The 15,879-nt window shown below is 40.3% G+C and carries 12 protein-coding genes, 13 tRNA genes, 1 rRNA gene and 2 other annotated features; of the genes, 10 read left to right on the forward strand and 16 right to left on the reverse strand.

The annotated features are described in order from the left end of the window. The first annotated feature begins 462 nt into the window (after positions 1 to 462). Positions 463 to 675 (forward strand) — a binding site (T-box leader). A gap of 67 nt (positions 676 to 742) precedes the next feature. Next, positions 743 to 960, forward strand: a binding site (T-box leader). Positions 961 to 1,033: 73 nt separating this feature from the next. The 6 genes from AAIB49_RS17675 (at position 1,034) to AAIB49_RS17700 (ending at position 8,319) form a co-directional block, all read left to right on the forward strand. Continuing rightward, the gene (locus AAIB49_RS17675) at positions 1,034 to 2,107 is read left to right on the forward strand and encodes a bifunctional 3-deoxy-7-phosphoheptulonate synthase/chorismate mutase (RefSeq protein ID WP_445254549.1); all 1,074 of its coding nucleotides are present in this window, start codon (positions 1,034 to 1,036) and stop codon (positions 2,105 to 2,107) included. A 14-nt stretch (positions 2,108 to 2,121) separates the two neighbouring features. Continuing rightward, complete coding sequence (aroC, locus tag AAIB49_RS17680; RefSeq protein WP_343458785.1) at positions 2,122 to 3,294, forward strand: chorismate synthase; 1,173 nt, start codon at positions 2,122 to 2,124, stop codon at positions 3,292 to 3,294. 21 nt (positions 3,295 to 3,315) lie between these two features. Next, positions 3,316 to 4,407 carry a histidinol-phosphate transaminase gene (gene hisC, locus AAIB49_RS17685; RefSeq protein ID WP_339213432.1) on the forward strand — a complete coding sequence of 364 codons (1,092 nt, stop codon included), beginning with the start codon at positions 3,316 to 3,318 and terminating at the stop codon, positions 4,405 to 4,407. 18 nt (positions 4,408 to 4,425) lie between these two features. Next, positions 4,426 to 5,529, forward strand: coding sequence for a prephenate dehydrogenase (locus AAIB49_RS17690; protein WP_343458786.1), 1,104 nt, complete (start codon positions 4,426 to 4,428; stop codon positions 5,527 to 5,529). Positions 5,530 to 5,540: 11 nt separating this feature from the next. Continuing rightward, the gene (gene aroA, locus AAIB49_RS17695) at positions 5,541 to 6,833 is read left to right on the forward strand and encodes a 3-phosphoshikimate 1-carboxyvinyltransferase (RefSeq protein ID WP_339213429.1); all 1,293 of its coding nucleotides are present in this window, start codon (positions 5,541 to 5,543) and stop codon (positions 6,831 to 6,833) included. Positions 6,834 to 6,933: 100 nt separating this feature from the next. Next, entirely contained in the window at positions 6,934 to 8,319 is a 1,386-nt protein-coding gene (locus tag AAIB49_RS17700; RefSeq protein WP_343458787.1) for a class II fumarate hydratase, read from the forward strand. A 71-nt stretch (positions 8,320 to 8,390) separates the two neighbouring features. On the opposite strand, the gene cax is transcribed toward AAIB49_RS17700, so the two are convergent. Next, on the reverse strand, positions 8,391 to 9,452 hold the full coding sequence (gene cax / locus AAIB49_RS17705; RefSeq protein WP_343458788.1) for a calcium/proton exchanger: 1,062 nt from the start codon (positions 9,450 to 9,452) through the stop codon (positions 8,391 to 8,393). A gap of 116 nt (positions 9,453 to 9,568) precedes the next feature. Then, positions 9,569 to 10,840 (reverse strand): hypothetical protein, encoded by a 1,272-nt coding sequence (locus tag AAIB49_RS17710; RefSeq protein WP_343458789.1) that lies wholly within the window; start codon positions 10,838 to 10,840, stop codon positions 9,569 to 9,571. Between the two features lie 204 nt (positions 10,841 to 11,044). Here AAIB49_RS17710 and AAIB49_RS17715 point away from each other — a divergent pair, with 204 nt between their 5' ends. The 4 genes from AAIB49_RS17715 to AAIB49_RS17730 all read left to right on the forward strand — a co-directional run bounded on the left by AAIB49_RS17715 (position 11,045) and on the right by AAIB49_RS17730 (position 13,332). Then, on the forward strand, positions 11,045 to 11,581 hold the full coding sequence (locus AAIB49_RS17715; protein WP_339213423.1) for a PadR family transcriptional regulator: 537 nt from the start codon (positions 11,045 to 11,047) through the stop codon (positions 11,579 to 11,581). A 69-nt stretch (positions 11,582 to 11,650) separates the two neighbouring features. Continuing rightward, the gene (locus AAIB49_RS17720; protein WP_339213422.1) at positions 11,651 to 12,361 is read left to right on the forward strand and encodes an ABC transporter ATP-binding protein; all 711 of its coding nucleotides are present in this window, start codon (positions 11,651 to 11,653) and stop codon (positions 12,359 to 12,361) included. Further along, positions 12,354 to 13,058, forward strand: coding sequence for an ABC transporter permease (locus tag AAIB49_RS17725; protein WP_343458791.1), 705 nt, complete (start codon positions 12,354 to 12,356; stop codon positions 13,056 to 13,058). Before AAIB49_RS17720 ends, AAIB49_RS17725 begins: the two co-directional genes overlap by 8 nt. 124 nt (positions 13,059 to 13,182) lie before the next feature. After that, the gene (locus AAIB49_RS17730; RefSeq protein ID WP_343458792.1) at positions 13,183 to 13,332 is read left to right on the forward strand and encodes a hypothetical protein; all 150 of its coding nucleotides are present in this window, start codon (positions 13,183 to 13,185) and stop codon (positions 13,330 to 13,332) included. Positions 13,333 to 13,635: 303 nt separating this feature from the next. Here AAIB49_RS17730 and AAIB49_RS17735 read toward each other — a convergent pair. From AAIB49_RS17735 to rrf, 14 genes are all read right to left on the reverse strand, one after another. After that, positions 13,636 to 13,709: transfer RNA gene (locus AAIB49_RS17735), tRNA-Arg, on the reverse strand. A gap of 64 nt (positions 13,710 to 13,773) precedes the next feature. Beyond that, positions 13,774 to 13,847: transfer RNA gene (locus AAIB49_RS17740), tRNA-Ile, on the reverse strand. Positions 13,848 to 13,856: 9 nt separating this feature from the next. Next, positions 13,857 to 13,930 (reverse strand) — tRNA-Gly (locus AAIB49_RS17745). Positions 13,931 to 14,103: 173 nt separating this feature from the next. Further along, a tRNA-Phe gene (locus tag AAIB49_RS17750) sits at positions 14,104 to 14,179 on the reverse strand. A 71-nt stretch (positions 14,180 to 14,250) separates the two neighbouring features. After that, positions 14,251 to 14,343: transfer RNA gene (locus tag AAIB49_RS17755), tRNA-Ser, on the reverse strand. Positions 14,344 to 14,407: 64 nt separating this feature from the next. Then, positions 14,408 to 14,480, reverse strand: a tRNA-Ala gene (locus AAIB49_RS17760). Positions 14,481 to 14,512: 32 nt separating this feature from the next. Next, positions 14,513 to 14,601 (reverse strand) — tRNA-Leu (locus AAIB49_RS17765). Positions 14,602 to 14,608: 7 nt separating this feature from the next. Next, positions 14,609 to 14,683, reverse strand: a tRNA-Gly gene (locus tag AAIB49_RS17770). Between the two features lie 24 nt (positions 14,684 to 14,707). Beyond that, positions 14,708 to 14,780: transfer RNA gene (locus AAIB49_RS17775), tRNA-Lys, on the reverse strand. 163 nt (positions 14,781 to 14,943) lie between these two features. Further along, positions 14,944 to 15,019: transfer RNA gene (locus tag AAIB49_RS17780), tRNA-Thr, on the reverse strand. A gap of 158 nt (positions 15,020 to 15,177) precedes the next feature. After that, positions 15,178 to 15,254 (reverse strand) — tRNA-Asp (locus AAIB49_RS17785). 26 nt (positions 15,255 to 15,280) lie between these two features. Next, positions 15,281 to 15,356, reverse strand: a tRNA-Val gene (locus AAIB49_RS17790). 3 nt (positions 15,357 to 15,359) lie between these two features. Beyond that, positions 15,360 to 15,434 (reverse strand) — tRNA-Glu (locus AAIB49_RS17795). 124 nt (positions 15,435 to 15,558) lie between these two features. After that, a 5S ribosomal RNA gene (rrf, locus tag AAIB49_RS17800) occupies positions 15,559 to 15,674 on the reverse strand. Positions 15,675 to 15,879 lie beyond the last annotated feature (205 nt).

Raw genomic sequence — 15,879 nt, forward strand, 5'->3', positions numbered from 1 at the left:
TTTCATTGAAAATGCCTCTATACTACTACCGCGCTCCGCTTGCTGGCCTCATCTTTGGTGTTGAAGTCGTAAGACTTCAACACCAAAGATGAGGTATATGTTCTCCCATAAACATTTTACTCTAACTGATTACTACCATTTAGAACTTCATTTGGTGCTAAGACTATAGAAATTGGAGTATGGTAGTCTAGTTATCAATCCATTCTTCCAAACCATTTCGCACTACGTCTACAGACTACTTGAACAACTCGAAAGCAAATAAATCAATCGTTTCCATCCAACTAAGCAATTGGTGTTTTCCATTAATCTCATTGGTTTCGTTCGCATAAATTTTACAATCCAATGTAATCCGTAAAAAACCTAACGCTTCGATCAAAATCAAAAAAACTTGTTGACAGACTTCTCTATGTTACATATAATGTGAAACTATAACATTGAAGAAGAAAAAATATTTTCATAAATAAAAAGGCTACGAAAGGATCACAGTAGTGCTTTATCTCCCTGTCCCAGAGAGCTGATGGTGGTGTGAATCAGTCAAAGATAAGCATGAATTACAATCCCGGAGCTTCTTTCTCGAGTGAATTCGAGAAAGACGGTCATTGATCGTTAACCAATTAGAGTGGTGAAAATCTTTTTCACAACTAGGGTGGTACCGCGAATACATTCGTCCCTACTGATTAACTTCAGTAGGGACTTTTTATTTTCCCATAAATAAGTCTACCCTACTTCAAAATTAAATAACACAAAAGCAAGGAAAGGATCTAAAGTAGTGTCTTATCTCCCTGTCCAGAGAGCTGATGGTTGGTGGAAATCAGTCATAGATAAGCATGAATTACAATCCCGGAGCTTCTTTCCCGAGTGAATTCGAGAAAGACGGTCATTGATCGTTAAACATAATGAAGAGGTGAACTATAACTAGTTCGCAATAAGGGTGGTACCGCGATTAAAATCGTCCCTGTCGTTTATACATGAACGACAGGGACGATTTTTTTGTATGAACAATACTATTACACACAGGAGGAATAGAAAAATGATGGTCAATGAATTAAGTGAGCTACGTAATCAAATCGATGAGGTCAACTTAAAAATACTCGCTTTATTAAATCAACGCGGGCGTATCGTCCAACAAATTGGAGAATACAAAGAAAAGCAAGGAGTAGTACGATTCGATCCGGTTCGCGAGCGGCAAGCACTAGATTTTATTATGGAACACCATGAAGGACCTTTTGAAGCATCTACAATAAAACATATCTTCAAGGAAATATTCAAAGCTAGCTTAGAGCTTCAAGAGGATGAACAGAACAAAGCATTATTAGTATCAAGAAAGGCACATCCTAACGACACCATTGTCGAGATAAATGGTACCAAGATAGGCAGTGGGGAACAGCATTTCATCATGGGACCGTGTGCTGTAGAAAGCTATGAGCAAGTCAAAGCTGTCGCATTAGCGATGAAAGCCCAAGGTCTTACACTGATGCGAGGTGGCGCATTTAAACCACGTACCTCGCCATACGATTTTCAAGGACTTGGTATGGAAGGATTACAGATTTTACGTCAAGTAGCGGATGAAGTGGGAATGTCTATTATTAGTGAAATCCTAACCCCTCATGATGTAGAAATTGCTTTAGAATACACGGATGTGATTCAAATTGGTGCTCGTAACATGCAGAACTTTGAGCTACTAAAAACAGTCGGAAGAGTAAACAAGCCTATTCTGCTAAAACGAGGACTAGCAGCAACCATAGAGGAATTCATCCATGCAGCAGAATACATTCTCGCCCAAGGAAATGATCAAGTCATTCTGTGTGAGCGTGGAATTCGCACCTATGAGAAAGCAACGCGCAATACGTTAGATATTTCTGCTGTACCTATTTTGAAAAAAGAAACACATTTACCGGTTGTTGTCGATGTTACCCATTCAACTGGTAGAAAGGATTTACTATTCCCAACTGCAAAAGCCGCTCTAGCCATTGGAGCCGATGCGATTATGGCAGAAGTTCATCCGGACCCTACTGTCGCCTTATCGGATGCGCAGCAGCAAATGAATATTCCTGAATTCCATGAGTTCATGGACGGACTTAAAGCATTCAAAGAGAAACTATCCTAAGGAGGAACATGACTATGCGATTTTTAACAGCAGGAGAATCTCACGGACCACAGCTAACTACCATTATTGAAGGGCTACCTGCCGGAATGGAGCTAACTGCCAGTGATATTAATCGTGAGCTAGCAAATCGACAAAAAGGCTATGGCCGTGGAAAAAGAATGCAAATTGAAAAAGATCAGGTGACAATTGCAGGCGGCGTTCGGCATGGATATACACTCGGCTCCCCCCTTGCACTAGTCGTGGAGAATAACGACTGGAAACACTGGACAGACGTGATGGGAATCGAACCCATTGAAGAGGAAGAGGCAAGTGGCATTAGACGTAAAGTCACGCGCCCACGCCCAGGCCATGCGGATCTAGTTGGTGGGATTAAATATGGTCATCGCGACATGCGTAATGTACTAGAACGCTCATCTGCCCGTGAAACTACGGTTCGAGTCGCAGCAGGAGCCGTTGCGAAAAAACTCCTCCATCTCCTTGGCATCGACATAACAGCCCATGTCATTGAAATCGGCGGAATCCAAGCAAAAGATCGGGATTTCCGTGATATTACCGATTTGAAGCAACGCACAGAGATTTCCCCGGTGCGCTGTTTTGATCAAACTAAAGAACAGCAAATGATGGATGAAATTGATGAAGCAAAGAAAAATGGGGATTCCATCGGAGGAGTCGTAGAAGTAGTAGTCGAAGGAATGCCACCAGGGGTTGGCAGCTATGTCCATTACGACCGGAAGCTCGATTCTAAGCTAGCCGCAGCCATTGTCAGTATCAACGCATTTAAAGGGGTAGAATTTGGTTTAGGATTTGAGATGGCTAGAAAGCCTGGCAGTCAGGTGCATGATGAAATTCTTTGGAATGAAGAAACCGGCTATGTCCGAAACACGAATCGATTAGGTGGTTTTGAAGGTGGAATGTCGACTGGAATGCCTATTGTTGTCAGAGGCGTTATGAAGCCAATCCCAACCTTATACAAGCCGCTTCAAAGTGTCGATATCGAGACAAAAGAACCGTTTACTGCAAGTATTGAACGATCGGATAGCTGTGCTGTTCCTGCCGCAAGTGTTGTTGCCGAAGCTGTAGTAGCCTGGGAGCTTGCTGCAGCTATTACCGAGCAATTTACTAGTGATCGCATGGATGCATTAAAACAAGCTGTGGCAGAACAGCGGAACTATGCCAAAACATTTTAACCTAACCTAGGAGGACTCGTCATGAAATGGAAAGAGCAAATTCTACCGTTACGCGCATATCAACCAGGTAAATCCATTGATACGGTGAAAAAACAGTACCACCTTGAAGAAATTATCAAACTAGCTTCCAATGAAAACCCGTATGGCTATTCACCAAGTGTCGATCAAGCATTACTAAATGGGGATTCATCCTATACCTTTTACCCAGATGGAAGCGCAGCGGACTTAAAATCGACACTAGCCTCCCATTTACATGTAGAGGAAAATCAGCTCCTCATTACGAACGGTACCGATGAATTAATTCAAATCATTTCACGTGCCATGCTAGAGCCTGGAAAGAATACGGTGATGGCTGCTTGCACCTTTCCACAGTATAAGCATGCCGCTATTATTGAAGGTGCCGAAGTACGTGAAGTGGAGCTAGTCAATGGATTCCATGATTTGAATAAGATGCTCACTAAATTGGATGATCAAACCGCAATTGTGTGGGTGTGTAATCCGAATAACCCTACTGGGACATATATCCCGGAAGAAGAAATTCGCCGATTTTTACTACAGGTTCCAAGCGATGTATTAGTTGTTCTCGATGAAGCATATCAGGAATATGTGACCGAGCCATCTAATTCCCTTTCACTTACACAACAATTTTCGAACTTGATTATCATGCGAACTTTTTCTAAAATTTACGGTCTTGCAAGCTTTCGGATTGGATACGGCATATCCACTAGCACTACTATTCAGTTCTTAGAGCCTGTACGTCTTCCGTTCAACACAAACGTCTTAGGTCAACTAGCAGCAACAGCCGCTCTCTCAGACCAAGATTTCGTACAAAATTGTCGAGCACAGAATACAGCTGAGTTACAACAGTATTATGGCTTTTGCGAGGAACATAATCTACCTTACTTTCCTTCACAAGGGAATTTCATCTTAATTAACGTAAAACGAGATGCTGATGAAGTGGCGGAATATTTATTAACCAAAGGACTGATTGTACGTTCTGGGAAATCATTAGGATTTCCAACCTCCATCCGCATTACCATTGGCAAAAAAGAGCAAAACGAGAAGGTAAGAAATGCATTACAAGAACTAATTACCGAAAAAGTTACGCCATAAACAACAGGAGGTATTGGCATGCATGGTAATATATTAATTGTAGGACTAGGGCTAATTGGTGGATCTTTAGCCCTTGCCATAAAAAAACAGCATCCAAAAGCACGAATCTATGGTTATGATGTAAATACTACTGAACTAACTACCGCTAAGTCGCTACATGTAATGGACGAAGAAGCTACTTCTCTACGTGAAGGTGCAGAAATAGCGGACGTCATCATCCTGTCTACTCCTGTTTTACAAATGGAGAAAGTAATGAAGCAATTGTCACAGATCGAATTAAAGAATGATGTCATCATAACCGATACTGGTAGTACGAAGCGTGGCATAATGAAACTCGCAGAACAGCTATGGCATAATACCAACGTAACCTTCATCGGCGGACATCCGATGGCAGGCTCACATAAATCCGGGGTAGAAAGCGCAAAGGATCACCTATTCGAAAATGCCTATTACGTTCTCACCCCTTCTAACCATTCGCTCACTCGAGTGGATGAGCTAAAGCAATGGCTCTGTGGAACGAATGCAAAATTCCTAGTAGTAGACCCTAAAGAACATGACTATGTTACTGGCGTTATCAGCCACCTCCCACATATTATTGCATCTGCTTTAGTTAATCTCGCAAGAAAAGAGGATGAAAGAAATCCTCTGATTAAAATGCTAGCCGCTGGAGGGTTTCGAGATATTACACGAATCGCATCCAGTAGTCCACAGATGTGGAAGGATATTGTATTTCAGAATCGCAGCAATTTATTAAGATTAATAAACAAGTGGATAGAGGAAATCGAGAAGTTCCAGCAAGTGTTAGAAAGAGGCGATGACCTAGCCATTTCTCACTTCTTTGCAGATGCAAAGAAATACCGTGATTCTCTTCCAGTTCGTGCTAAAGGCGCCATCCCTGCGTATTATGATTTATATGTTGATGTCCTTGATGTCCCTGGAGCCATTGCAAAAGTCACGACATTACTTGCTGAGCATGGGATAAGCATTACAAACCTGCACATTATGGAAAATAGAAAGGGACTGCTTGGCATTTTACAAATTAGCTTTTCAAAGCATAACGATCGTAGTAAAGCACAAGCACTCCTAACCTATCATAACTATAAAACCGATGAAACGGCCTAAGGAGGATAAACATGACAAGACAAAAATTAAGCAAAGTGGAACACGGTCTTTCTGGAACTATCCATATACCAGGAGATAAATCCATCTCCCATAGAGCGATTATGTTTGGCGCATTAGCGAAGGGTAAAACAAGTGTAACAGGCTTTCTTCCTGGTGAAGACTGCTTAAGTACGATTTCCTGTTTTAGACAACTAGGAGTTAATATTGTGCAAAATGGAACCCAAGTAGAAATTAATGGGCTCGGAATCGAACACCTACAGGAGCCGAAGGAAGTACTCGATGTCGGAAACTCTGGTACTACCATTCGACTTCTGTCCGGAATTCTTGCAGGACTTGGATTTTATTCCTGTATCCAAGGGGATGCATCCATTGCTAAAAGACCGATGAAGCGAATCGTCGACCCACTACGTTTAATGGGAGCAAATATTGATGGTAGACAAGGCGGTATGTATACACCACTAACCATTAGAGGGCAAAATTTACATGGGATTCAATATGAATTACCAGTTGCCAGTGCCCAAGTAAAATCCGCCATATTATTAGCTGGATTATTAGCGGACGGAACGACTACCGTTATCGAACCCGAACGTACACGTGATCATACGGAAAGAATGCTGCATGCATTCGGAGTATCCGTAAACAGGTCAGGAAATTACGTATCGATTAAGGGAAAACAACCGTTAACTGCGACTAGCATCGACGTCCCAGGCGATATCTCATCTGCTGCATTCTTTTTAGTGGCTGGAGCCATTGTTCCTCAAAGTCACATTACCTTACACCATGTCGGAATCAATCCTACTCGAACTGGAATTATCGATGTACTGTTAAACATGGGTGCCACCTTAACTACTTTTAACCAAAACGAAGAAGTAATGGAACCATACGCAGACATACAAGTGAAAGCTTCTACCCTACATGGAGTAGAAATCGACGGTGAAATTATCCCTAGACTAATTGATGAAATTCCGATTATCGCCCTAGCTGCAACTCAGGCAGAAGGAACGACTGTCATTAAAGATGCAGCAGAACTCAAGGTAAAAGAAACGAATCGCATTGACATCGTAGCACAAGAACTGAGTAAGATGGGAGCACATATTGAACCAACAGAAGATGGCATGATCATTCATGGCAATACGAAATTAAAAGGTGCCATTGTAAATAGCCACGGAGATCATCGAATTGGAATGATGTTAGCAATTGCCAGTACGATTGCAGAGGGAGAGACTATCCTGGAAAACAGTGAGGCGATTGATGTTTCTTATCCTGGGTTTTTTGGGAGTTTGAGTGAATTGGGGGGACAGTAAACTCGTCCCTCTAGTCTTCCCTCATTTTTTCGTTTAATCCCACCTCCTTCGGAAACACTAACCATAAACGTATTATTTTTCATATAGAAGGAGAGAAACAATGACATTTTCGGATAACTTTCGAATGGAGAGAGATACACTCGGTATGATCAAAGTACCAAAGAATTCCTATTATGGTGCCCAAACACAACGTGCAGTAGAAAACTTCCAAATTAGCGGTAAGCGCCTGCCCCGTTCCTTTATCCGTGCACAAGGAATCATTAAAGCCTCAGCCGCTTCCGTAAATATGGAGCTGGAAGTACTCCCCTCCTCCATTGGAAAAGCCATTATCCAAGCTGCGGAAGAAGTGATAGAGGGGAAATTAGATGATTACTTTGTTGTAGACGTGTATCAAGCTGGAGCAGGTACATCCCAGAACATGAATGCCAATGAAGTCATCGCAATTCGAGCTACTGAATTATGGACAGCAAAACAAGACCACCTTCGAATTCATCCTAATGACCATGTAAATAAACACCAATCGACTAATGACACCTTCCATGCCGCTATGCAAATCGCTGCATCCGAAATCATCGTCCATAAACTATTACCGGCATTACAAGAGCTTTACACTGAACTAGATCGGAAGTCAATTGAATTTATGCCTATTGTAAAATCCGGAAGAACGCATCTTCATGATGCAGTACCCATGCGTTTGGGCCAGGAATTTGCTGGATATGCCGAAACCATTCGTTCCATGATTCAACAATTAGAGTGTTCCTCTGACAAACTGTATGAAATCGGGCTTGGCGGAACAGCGATTGGTACAAAGGTTGACACCCATCCAGACTACGCAGCAAAAGTCCTTGAAGAAGTAAAGAAGCGTACACAGCTTCCCATTCGAAGCCCAAATAATATCTTTGAATTCATGCAAAATACCGGAGCACCTATACGAGTCATGGCTACCTTAAAAGAATTGGCTGTTCATCTAATTAAAATTACGAGTGACTTAAGACTTCTTGCCTCAGGCCCACGAACTGGATTAGCAGAGATTTCCTTGCCATCTGTTCAACCTGGATCCACTATCATGCCAGGGAAAGTTAATCCAGCTATCTTGGAAATGACTCACATGGTCTGTTGTCAAATCATTGGTTATGAAACAGCCGTAGCCACTGCAGGAACAGCTAGTCAGCTGGAGATAAATGTAATGATGCCCATGATTGCTTACACACTATTAGAATCACTCGAAATCATGTACAATGCCATTTCAACCTTGACAATGAAATGTATCAACGGCATACAAGGAAATGAAGAAATTTGTAAAAATTGGATGGAGTCTAGCCTCGCCTTTGTTACTGCACTAAGTCCAATTATCGGCTATGACCAAGCAGCACAAATAGGAAAAGAAGCTGATGATCAAAATGTGACGATTCGAGAAATATTACAACAGAAAGGGCTATGGACTCCAGAATTGGAGAAAGCTATGGAGCCCAAGGGATTACTATAAATTTAGCGCATGGGGCAATGTTCTTTTTCTTATAGGAAGGAGACAAAAGTCCCTTTCTCCACATTCGTCTATTATAAAAAGTAAAACCCAATGCCCATAACCAAATAAGCAGCGAGTAATATGGCTCCTTCAAACCAATTGGTATCACCATCATTGGTTATCATGATTGTTAACAGTACCGCTGTTACCATACTAATTAATTCTGGCCAAGTAAATACTAGTGGCATAGATGTAGGAAATAGTAGCGATAGCAACACAAGGACAGGTAATACAAACATTGCGACTTGAAGTGTAGATCCTATCGCAATTTCTACGGCTACTTCCATTTTATTTTTATAGGCCATTACTACCGCGGAAGCATGTTCTGCAGCATTCCCAACAGTCGCTACAATGATAATACCAATAAATAGCTCAGACCAACCAAATGATTCTCCAACAATGTCAAATGTCCCAACTAAATGTTCGGAAACAAAGGCTACTGCACTTGTGGCTATTGCCAATATAACGATTGCTTTTAGTTTACCCCATTCCGGTTCTTCTTGTTCCTTCGTTTCTGTTTCTTCCTTTGAACTATTTTGATACAATCCTCGATGAGTAACAAATTTAAACAGTAGCGCCGCAAAATATAATAAAATTAGGATTATCGAAATACCTACACTAAGAACCATCGTATCATGTTCAGTCATATTGCTAGTAAATACTTCTGGAATAACAAAGGCAATAATGACTGCAAATATTAGCATTCCTGCATTATGACGTGCCTCATATTGGTTGAAAGATTGACGTTTATATTTTAGTCCTCCGACAAAGAAAGATAGCCCAGCCACAAGTAATAAATTTCCTAGCACCGAGCCTGTTAGAGACGCTAATACAATTCCTATTAACCCTGCTTTTAATGAGAAAATAGAAATAATAAGTTCCACTGCATTTCCAAAAGTTGCATTCATTAAGCCACCAATTCGTGGCCCTAGAACAATTGCCAGACTTTCTGTCGCTCGCCCTATGAAGCTAGCCAGCGCTACAATTGTTAAACAATACACCATAAACATCATAATAGGTGACCATTCCAAAATCGCGCCCAAAACGGATATCGGAATACCAATCACCACTAAAATCAAGAATATTTTATTCATTCTACTAACACCTCCCTTTTACGGATTAGTGTTAGATTACCCGCACTCGGGAGGTATTATTTATAGATTACAAGGAGATTCATTTTTATTAATTTCTAGATTTAATAACTAAACAGTTACCTAGGTATGTTCACCGCGTCCCACACCACCTGTAGTTCCTCCCTTAATGGGATAATTTCCTCCTTTACCAACACCCTTAGATCCTTTTCTTGACGTTGTTCAATATAACTTTGTGCTTGGTAAAAACTATTAAATAAATATTCCGTAGCCATCAAGATTCGATAATATTCAGCTACTGTTTCCTTATCATCAGGAAGCGAAGTATGTCTTATAATATTGACTCTCCCATTAACTTTATTGTATAACAACTTAGCATCATCGTAATTACCTTCTTTATAATCACCATTCTCATACATGGTAATAAGCTCTTCAGATTCAGCCAGTAGGCTTTCTACTTGTCGTTTAATCTTTCCCCATAATAGTTCTTTATCTATATTCACTTCATATTCTGGTTTGTTTTCGGAATCCTCCCTTGCTGAGTACTTGTTTATTCTAATCTCTGGAACAATAAATCCCCTTAATAAGTGCGATTGCTCCGAGTATATGTCACATAATCCATCCTCACAAGACGTAACAAGTACTTCATTTCCTAAAATGTTGGTTAGATCTACATTTCCTGCAATCAAGTTTAACGCATTATCCGATGTTAAATTATCCCGCTTATCTAGCTTGTCCTTTTCATCATATTCTTTCCATTTTTCAGCATCTCTTTTTGATGTGAATAGCTCAAGCGTAATATCTTCCAAATCATAATATTTCCCGTTCATAATTTCATATTTCTCTTCCTCAGCAGGATTTATTAACTCCTCATACGATAAGGTATTGCTAACGATTGGAAACAAGTAATATTCCCAATGTGTCCTACATTCATGAAATTTGTAATACCCTTTTTCTGTATCCTTTGACATATACCAACATTGCTCTGGAGCATTATAAAACACGTCCTGTACAGGCACTTCAGATGTATTAAAATAGCTTAGATCTGGTTTAACCTCAATCCAAGATTGATTGGCATTTTCATCATATCTTGATTGTAAATCATAAATAAGCGCTCCTTGTGGCTCATACTTTACGATTCTAATATGGCTTTCATTGTCTTCTCCGTTTCCACCAGCAGTTTCAATAAATTCTTCCAGTAGCTCTACATTTCGTAAAGCATTATGCTTAAATACCACATCTGTTTCACTCGGAATATATTCTTCTGGCTCCGTATCTACATCTTCTTGGGATAAATTATCATTATTTCCTGATTCCTTTGTTGTACATCCAGCTAAGATAACAACTAGTGCGATGATAACGATGAACCTATATTTCATTATTCTTCTCATTTTCCACCCTCATATTTAATGATTGTTAAATACATTCTAGCATTTAACTTAATATAATTGAAAAAGCACGTTGCATATTCCTCTCTCTACTTCTTCTCCCTGAATCACTCTTACACCACTTTTTTATTTACCTATTGACAATCCAACCATTACCCATTATATTTACTTATATATTCAACGTTGAATAATCAAAGGAGTATTACTGTGACAAAATTATTAGTATTAGCTATGCTTAGTATCCAGCCAATGTCTGGTTATGAAATTAAATCTATGCTTGAACTAAACGATTCCCCAAGATGGGCTGGTGTTTTGCCCGGTTCCATTTACAATGCGCTTAAAAAGCTTGAAAAAGAGGGTTACATTGAAATAGCCAGTATCGAAAGCAATGGACATCGGCAAAAGGCTATTTATAAAATCACCGCAAGTGGTGAAGCATTTCAAAGAGAGTTAGCACTAGAATGCCTTGGAAACGCCAAAGTCTATTATCCGACAGATTTATATTCCGGAATATCACTCGCTGATCAACTACCTAAAGGAGAAGCAATTGATCACTTAACTAAAAATAAAGAAAAATTATTGCTTGAATCACAAGCTGTAAAAACAGGTTTAAAAGCTAAAGAAAAAGCTCTACAGGGTGAAATTCCCCCATTAACTCGTATTGTATTTGAGCATATGTTTGAAATGATTGAATCACAGCTTCGACTTATCGAAGCTACTATTTCCATCATAAAACAGAAATAACAAAGCCACTAGCAATGGCTTTGATTTTTACTCATATAGTCAAAGTTGAATATACAAAGGAGAATGTGTATGGAATTAATCAATTTTAGCAATGTTGAGAAGAGCTTTAAAGGCAGAAAAGTAATCAGTGGATTGAATTTTTCAATTCACGCAAATGAAGTCGTTGCATTACTTGGCGCCAATGGATCCGGGAAAACGACTACGATTCGAATGCTATTAGGTATCAGCAAGCCAGATAGTGGAAGGATCACGAGATGGACAAAAGACTTTAACCAAAAGGTAGGGGCTCAGTTACAAACAACGCCATTTTTTGAAGGCCTAACTGTCCTAAATAACTTAAAGCTTTTCAATACCTTTTATCAATCTAAGATTACTACTGAAAAGATGGAACGAATATTAAGAGACTACAATCTATTGGATGTAAAGAACACATTGGCTTCTAAGCTTTCCTTAGGCCAACAAAAACGGTTAGCCATTAGTATTACAACCTTACATGACCCTGAATTTGTTATTTTAGATGAACCCTCTGCCGGTCTAGATCCTAGTGGACAACGCGAGGTACAAAACATGATTCGCCACCTAAAGTCGCAAGGGAAAAGTGTCTTATTTTCTTCTCATGATATGTTGGAGGTTCGCAATTTGGCTGACCGCATCCTCATTATGGGGAAAGGAAGATTGCTAGAAGAAGGAAAACCTGAAACATTACTCAATAAATACAAGGTTGGGGATTTTGAAGAACTATTTCATCATCCCATGAAAAAGGAGGAATATTATGTTTAATATAATTGGAATTTCGCTTCGTAAGGATATGAAAGATTACTATCTCTTATTCTGGTCTATTTTTCTACCAATTGGTATATTTACTACCTTATCTCTTTTGGCTATCAATGTTAATGCTAATTTGTTGTTCGGCATTTTAACATTAAGTATCTTTTTTTATTGCTGTACAACGAATAGCTTTGCCATCTTTGCCCAAAGAAAGCGCGGCGTTTATGAATTATTGACCATTACACCATTCTCCTTATGGAAGTATCTTAGCAGCATTACCATTAGCCAAACAATTATTGCCTGCACCGTTTCCATTATTTTATTGATAATCGAAAATGGTATATTTGATTTAACCTTATCGGCAATACAAATTATTATATTTCTTCCCTTTTTCTTTGTCGGTTCATCCTTATTCACGCTAATTGGATTCTGCCTTTCTAGCTTTCCCAAAAACGAAGGGCAACTAAGTATCACGACTAATTTGGTCATGATTCCACTTTTTTTATGTAGTAGCGTGTTTTTCAATCTCGACACTTCTCCTAAGTGGGTTCAATGGATTAGTTGGATTAATCCTGTAGAATGGCTACAATCTGGTTATCGCTCCATTATAGAAAGTCATGTTTCTAATTACTTCTTATCAATTGCCATTCTGTTCACTTTTTTATTACTTTTTCTTTTCCTTTCTAAAATGACGTTTCGGGTACAATAGTTTTCAACTACGAAATACAAACATAGCTCACGTTTTATCACAACGAATACGCTTATTTAGTTTTAAAAAGAGCTCTGATTCCTATATACTAATAAGTAATAAATCAGAACTATAGGAGGTTGCGATGGAAAGAATAATTGGTGATAATCGTGAAGGACATGAATGGTTACTGATTGCTGTTACAATATGCTCTCTACTTACGTTTAAAAAGATACGGACATTAGAGCGTTATAAAAAGAAACTAGAACGTAACTTTAAATACTTTGACTTTTAGAATAATATAGCGGGGGAAAAGAGATGGAGGTTCTCTTTTCCCTTTTTTTATCCTAATGGATAGCTAAGCTTTGACTGGATAATAGACGGATTTAGTTGTTGCTTGTGTTGGAGTTATTCTTCTCAAGGTTAGATTTTTTACTTAGATGTGTTATTTATGAAGATATGGTGATGAGGTTCATTAATTGGGGATATTGTATTCATTGAGTAAGAGAACTTATGTTAGGAAATTAAATAAAAAGACACAGAAAAGAGGAAGGGCTTCATCGTATGCAAGACCTTCCTAGTGTTGTACCTTTATTAACGCGCCCTAGAGGATTCGAACCTCTGACCCACAGCTTAGAAGGCTGTTGCTCTATCCTGCTGAGCTAAGGGCGCAAAATATATCAACATACAATTGTATGGAATCTGTATAAGTTGATCGATAAATTAACTTGCCTAATGGGCCTGAGTGGACTCGAACCACCGACCTCACGCTTATCAGGCGTGCGCTCTAACCAGCTGAGCTACAGGCCCATAAATTAATGGAGCGGGTGAAGGGAATCGAACCCTCGACATCAGCTTGGAAGGCTGGAGTTTTACCATTAAACTACACCCGCATAAAATATAGATTGGTCTATAATAACAGCTTACGAACGGACATGCCCCTACGTCTACTAGCATATTCAAGGACGTTTATTCCTCGAGGCAACTCGTAGTGAATTCGGTGGATGTATCGCTCGTGGCTGGAGTTTTACCATTAAACTACACCCGCATATCCCGGAATATAACATGGTGGCTCGGGACGGAATCGAACCGCCGACACACGGATTTTCAGTCCGTTGCTCTACCGACTGAGCTACCGAGCCAATTAATATAAGCTATACTCTAACTTTGAACAAAATTACATATAACCAATAGTAGCATCTAACATATTTTATGGAGGAGGTAGAGGGATTCGAACCCCCGCGCGGTTTGACCCGCCTGTCGGTTTTCAAGACCGATCCCTTCAGCCAGACTTGGGTATACCTCCATCAAAAATTACAATCTACCAATCTGTTGTTCTAGTACTTGAAGTAATAAATCAGATGGTAAAGTGGAGCCTAGCGGGATCGAACCGCTGACCTCCTGCGTGCAAGGCAGGCGCTCTCCCAGCTGAGCTAAGGCCCCATGTCATAATAATTATATTAGTTTAGAGTTAATGGTGCCGAGGACCGGAATCGAACCGGTACGGTAGTCACCTACCGCAGGATTTTAAGTCCTGTGCGTCTGCCAGTTCCGCCACCCCGGCATTATATTGGAGCGGAAGACGGGATTCGAACCCGCGACCCCCACCTTGGCAAGGTGGTGTTCTACCACTGAACTACTTCCGCTCGATATAAAACTATTTGATATGATGAGCCATGAAGGATTCGAACCTTCGACCCTCTGATTAAAAGTCAGATGCTCTACCGACTGAGCTAATGGCTCATGTTATTTAAGTTATTCTATTTTATATGAGCGTTCTTCAAGGTGGACCCCTGCATCTTCTAGCATATTCAAGGATGCTTATGCTTCGGGGTTACTCGTAGCTTATTCGGTGGAAGTGATGCTCGTTGCTCTACCGACTGAACTAATGGCTCATAGTAAAAAGTGGTGCCGGCCAGAGGACTTGAACCCCCAACCTACTGATTACAAGTCAGTTGCTCTACCAATTGAGCTAGGCCGGCATGATAATTATTCGCTTTTTAAGTTTCTCTTTTTGCCTAATGGACCCCTGTATCTTCTAGCTTATTCAAGGTTGTTTATGCTTCGGGGTTACTCGTAGCTTATTCGGTAGAAGTATTGCTCGTTGCTCTACCAATTGAGCTAGGCCGGCATTTTAAAATGGCGGTCCGGACGGGACTCGAACCCGCGACCTCCTGCGTGACAGGCAGGCATTCTAACCAACTGAACTACCGGACCAAAAAAATGATTTATGATTATATTAATGGTGGAGGATGCAGGGCTCGAACCTGCGACCCCCTGCTTGTAAGGCAGGTGCTCTCCCAGCTGAGCTAATCCTCCACATGGTGACCCGTACGGGATTCGAACCCGTGTTACCGCCGTGAAAGGGCGGTGTCTTAACCGCTTGACCAACGGGCCTAATATGTATAGGCATATCAAACAAAATAATTCCACAGGTAGATTCAAAGAATAAACTTGAAATCTACTAACAAAGACTAATAGCCGTTGTTCTACCCATTAAGGTACTGTGAAATAATTTATTGCCTGGCAACGTCCTACTCTCACAGGGGCAATGCCCCAACTACCATCGGCGCTGAGAAGCTTAACTTCTGTGTTCGGTATGGGAACAGGTGTGACCTTCTCGCCATCATCACCAGACAGGCTTACAGGATGTAAGTCGTTCTGTGTTGTCCACAGGATGTGGACGCTCTAAACAGAACATCATTGAATTCTTTTTAGAATTATACCCTGAAAACTAAATAAGAGTAAACAAACGATATCAAATAAGTTAGTTAAGTCCTCGATCTATTAGTATCCGTCAGCTCCACGTGTCACCACGCTTCCACCTCGGACCTATCAACCT

This window comes from Ornithinibacillus proteolyticus (assembly GCF_039581225.1).
In the GTDB taxonomy this organism is placed as follows: Bacteria; Bacillota; Bacilli; order Bacillales; family Amphibacillaceae; genus Ornithinibacillus; species Ornithinibacillus massiliensis.

Bases quoted from the DNA above. Each gene is read 5' to 3' on its own strand.
- AAIB49_RS17675 (WP_445254549.1), top strand. From the start codon at position 1,034: ATGGTCAATGAATTAAGTGAGCTACGTAATCAAATCGATGAGGTCAAC.
- aroC (WP_343458785.1), top strand. From the start codon at position 2,122: ATGCGATTTTTAACAGCAGGAGAATCTCACGGACCACAGCTAACTACC.
- hisC (WP_339213432.1), top strand. From the start codon at position 3,316: ATGAAATGGAAAGAGCAAATTCTACCGTTACGCGCATATCAACCAGGT.
- AAIB49_RS17690 (WP_343458786.1), top strand. From the start codon at position 4,426: ATGCATGGTAATATATTAATTGTAGGACTAGGGCTAATTGGTGGATCT.
- aroA (WP_339213429.1), top strand. From the start codon at position 5,541: ATGACAAGACAAAAATTAAGCAAAGTGGAACACGGTCTTTCTGGAACT.
- AAIB49_RS17700 (WP_343458787.1), top strand. From the start codon at position 6,934: ATGACATTTTCGGATAACTTTCGAATGGAGAGAGATACACTCGGTATG.
- cax (WP_343458788.1), bottom strand. From the start codon at position 9,452: ATGAATAAAATATTCTTGATTTTAGTGGTGATTGGTATTCCGATATCC.
- AAIB49_RS17710 (WP_343458789.1), bottom strand. From the start codon at position 10,840: ATGAGAAGAATAATGAAATATAGGTTCATCGTTATCATCGCACTAGTT.
- AAIB49_RS17720 (WP_339213422.1), top strand. From the start codon at position 11,651: ATGGAATTAATCAATTTTAGCAATGTTGAGAAGAGCTTTAAAGGCAGA.
- AAIB49_RS17725 (WP_343458791.1), top strand. From the start codon at position 12,354: ATGTTTAATATAATTGGAATTTCGCTTCGTAAGGATATGAAAGATTAC.
- AAIB49_RS17730 (WP_343458792.1), top strand. From the start codon at position 13,183: ATGGAAAGAATAATTGGTGATAATCGTGAAGGACATGAATGGTTACTG.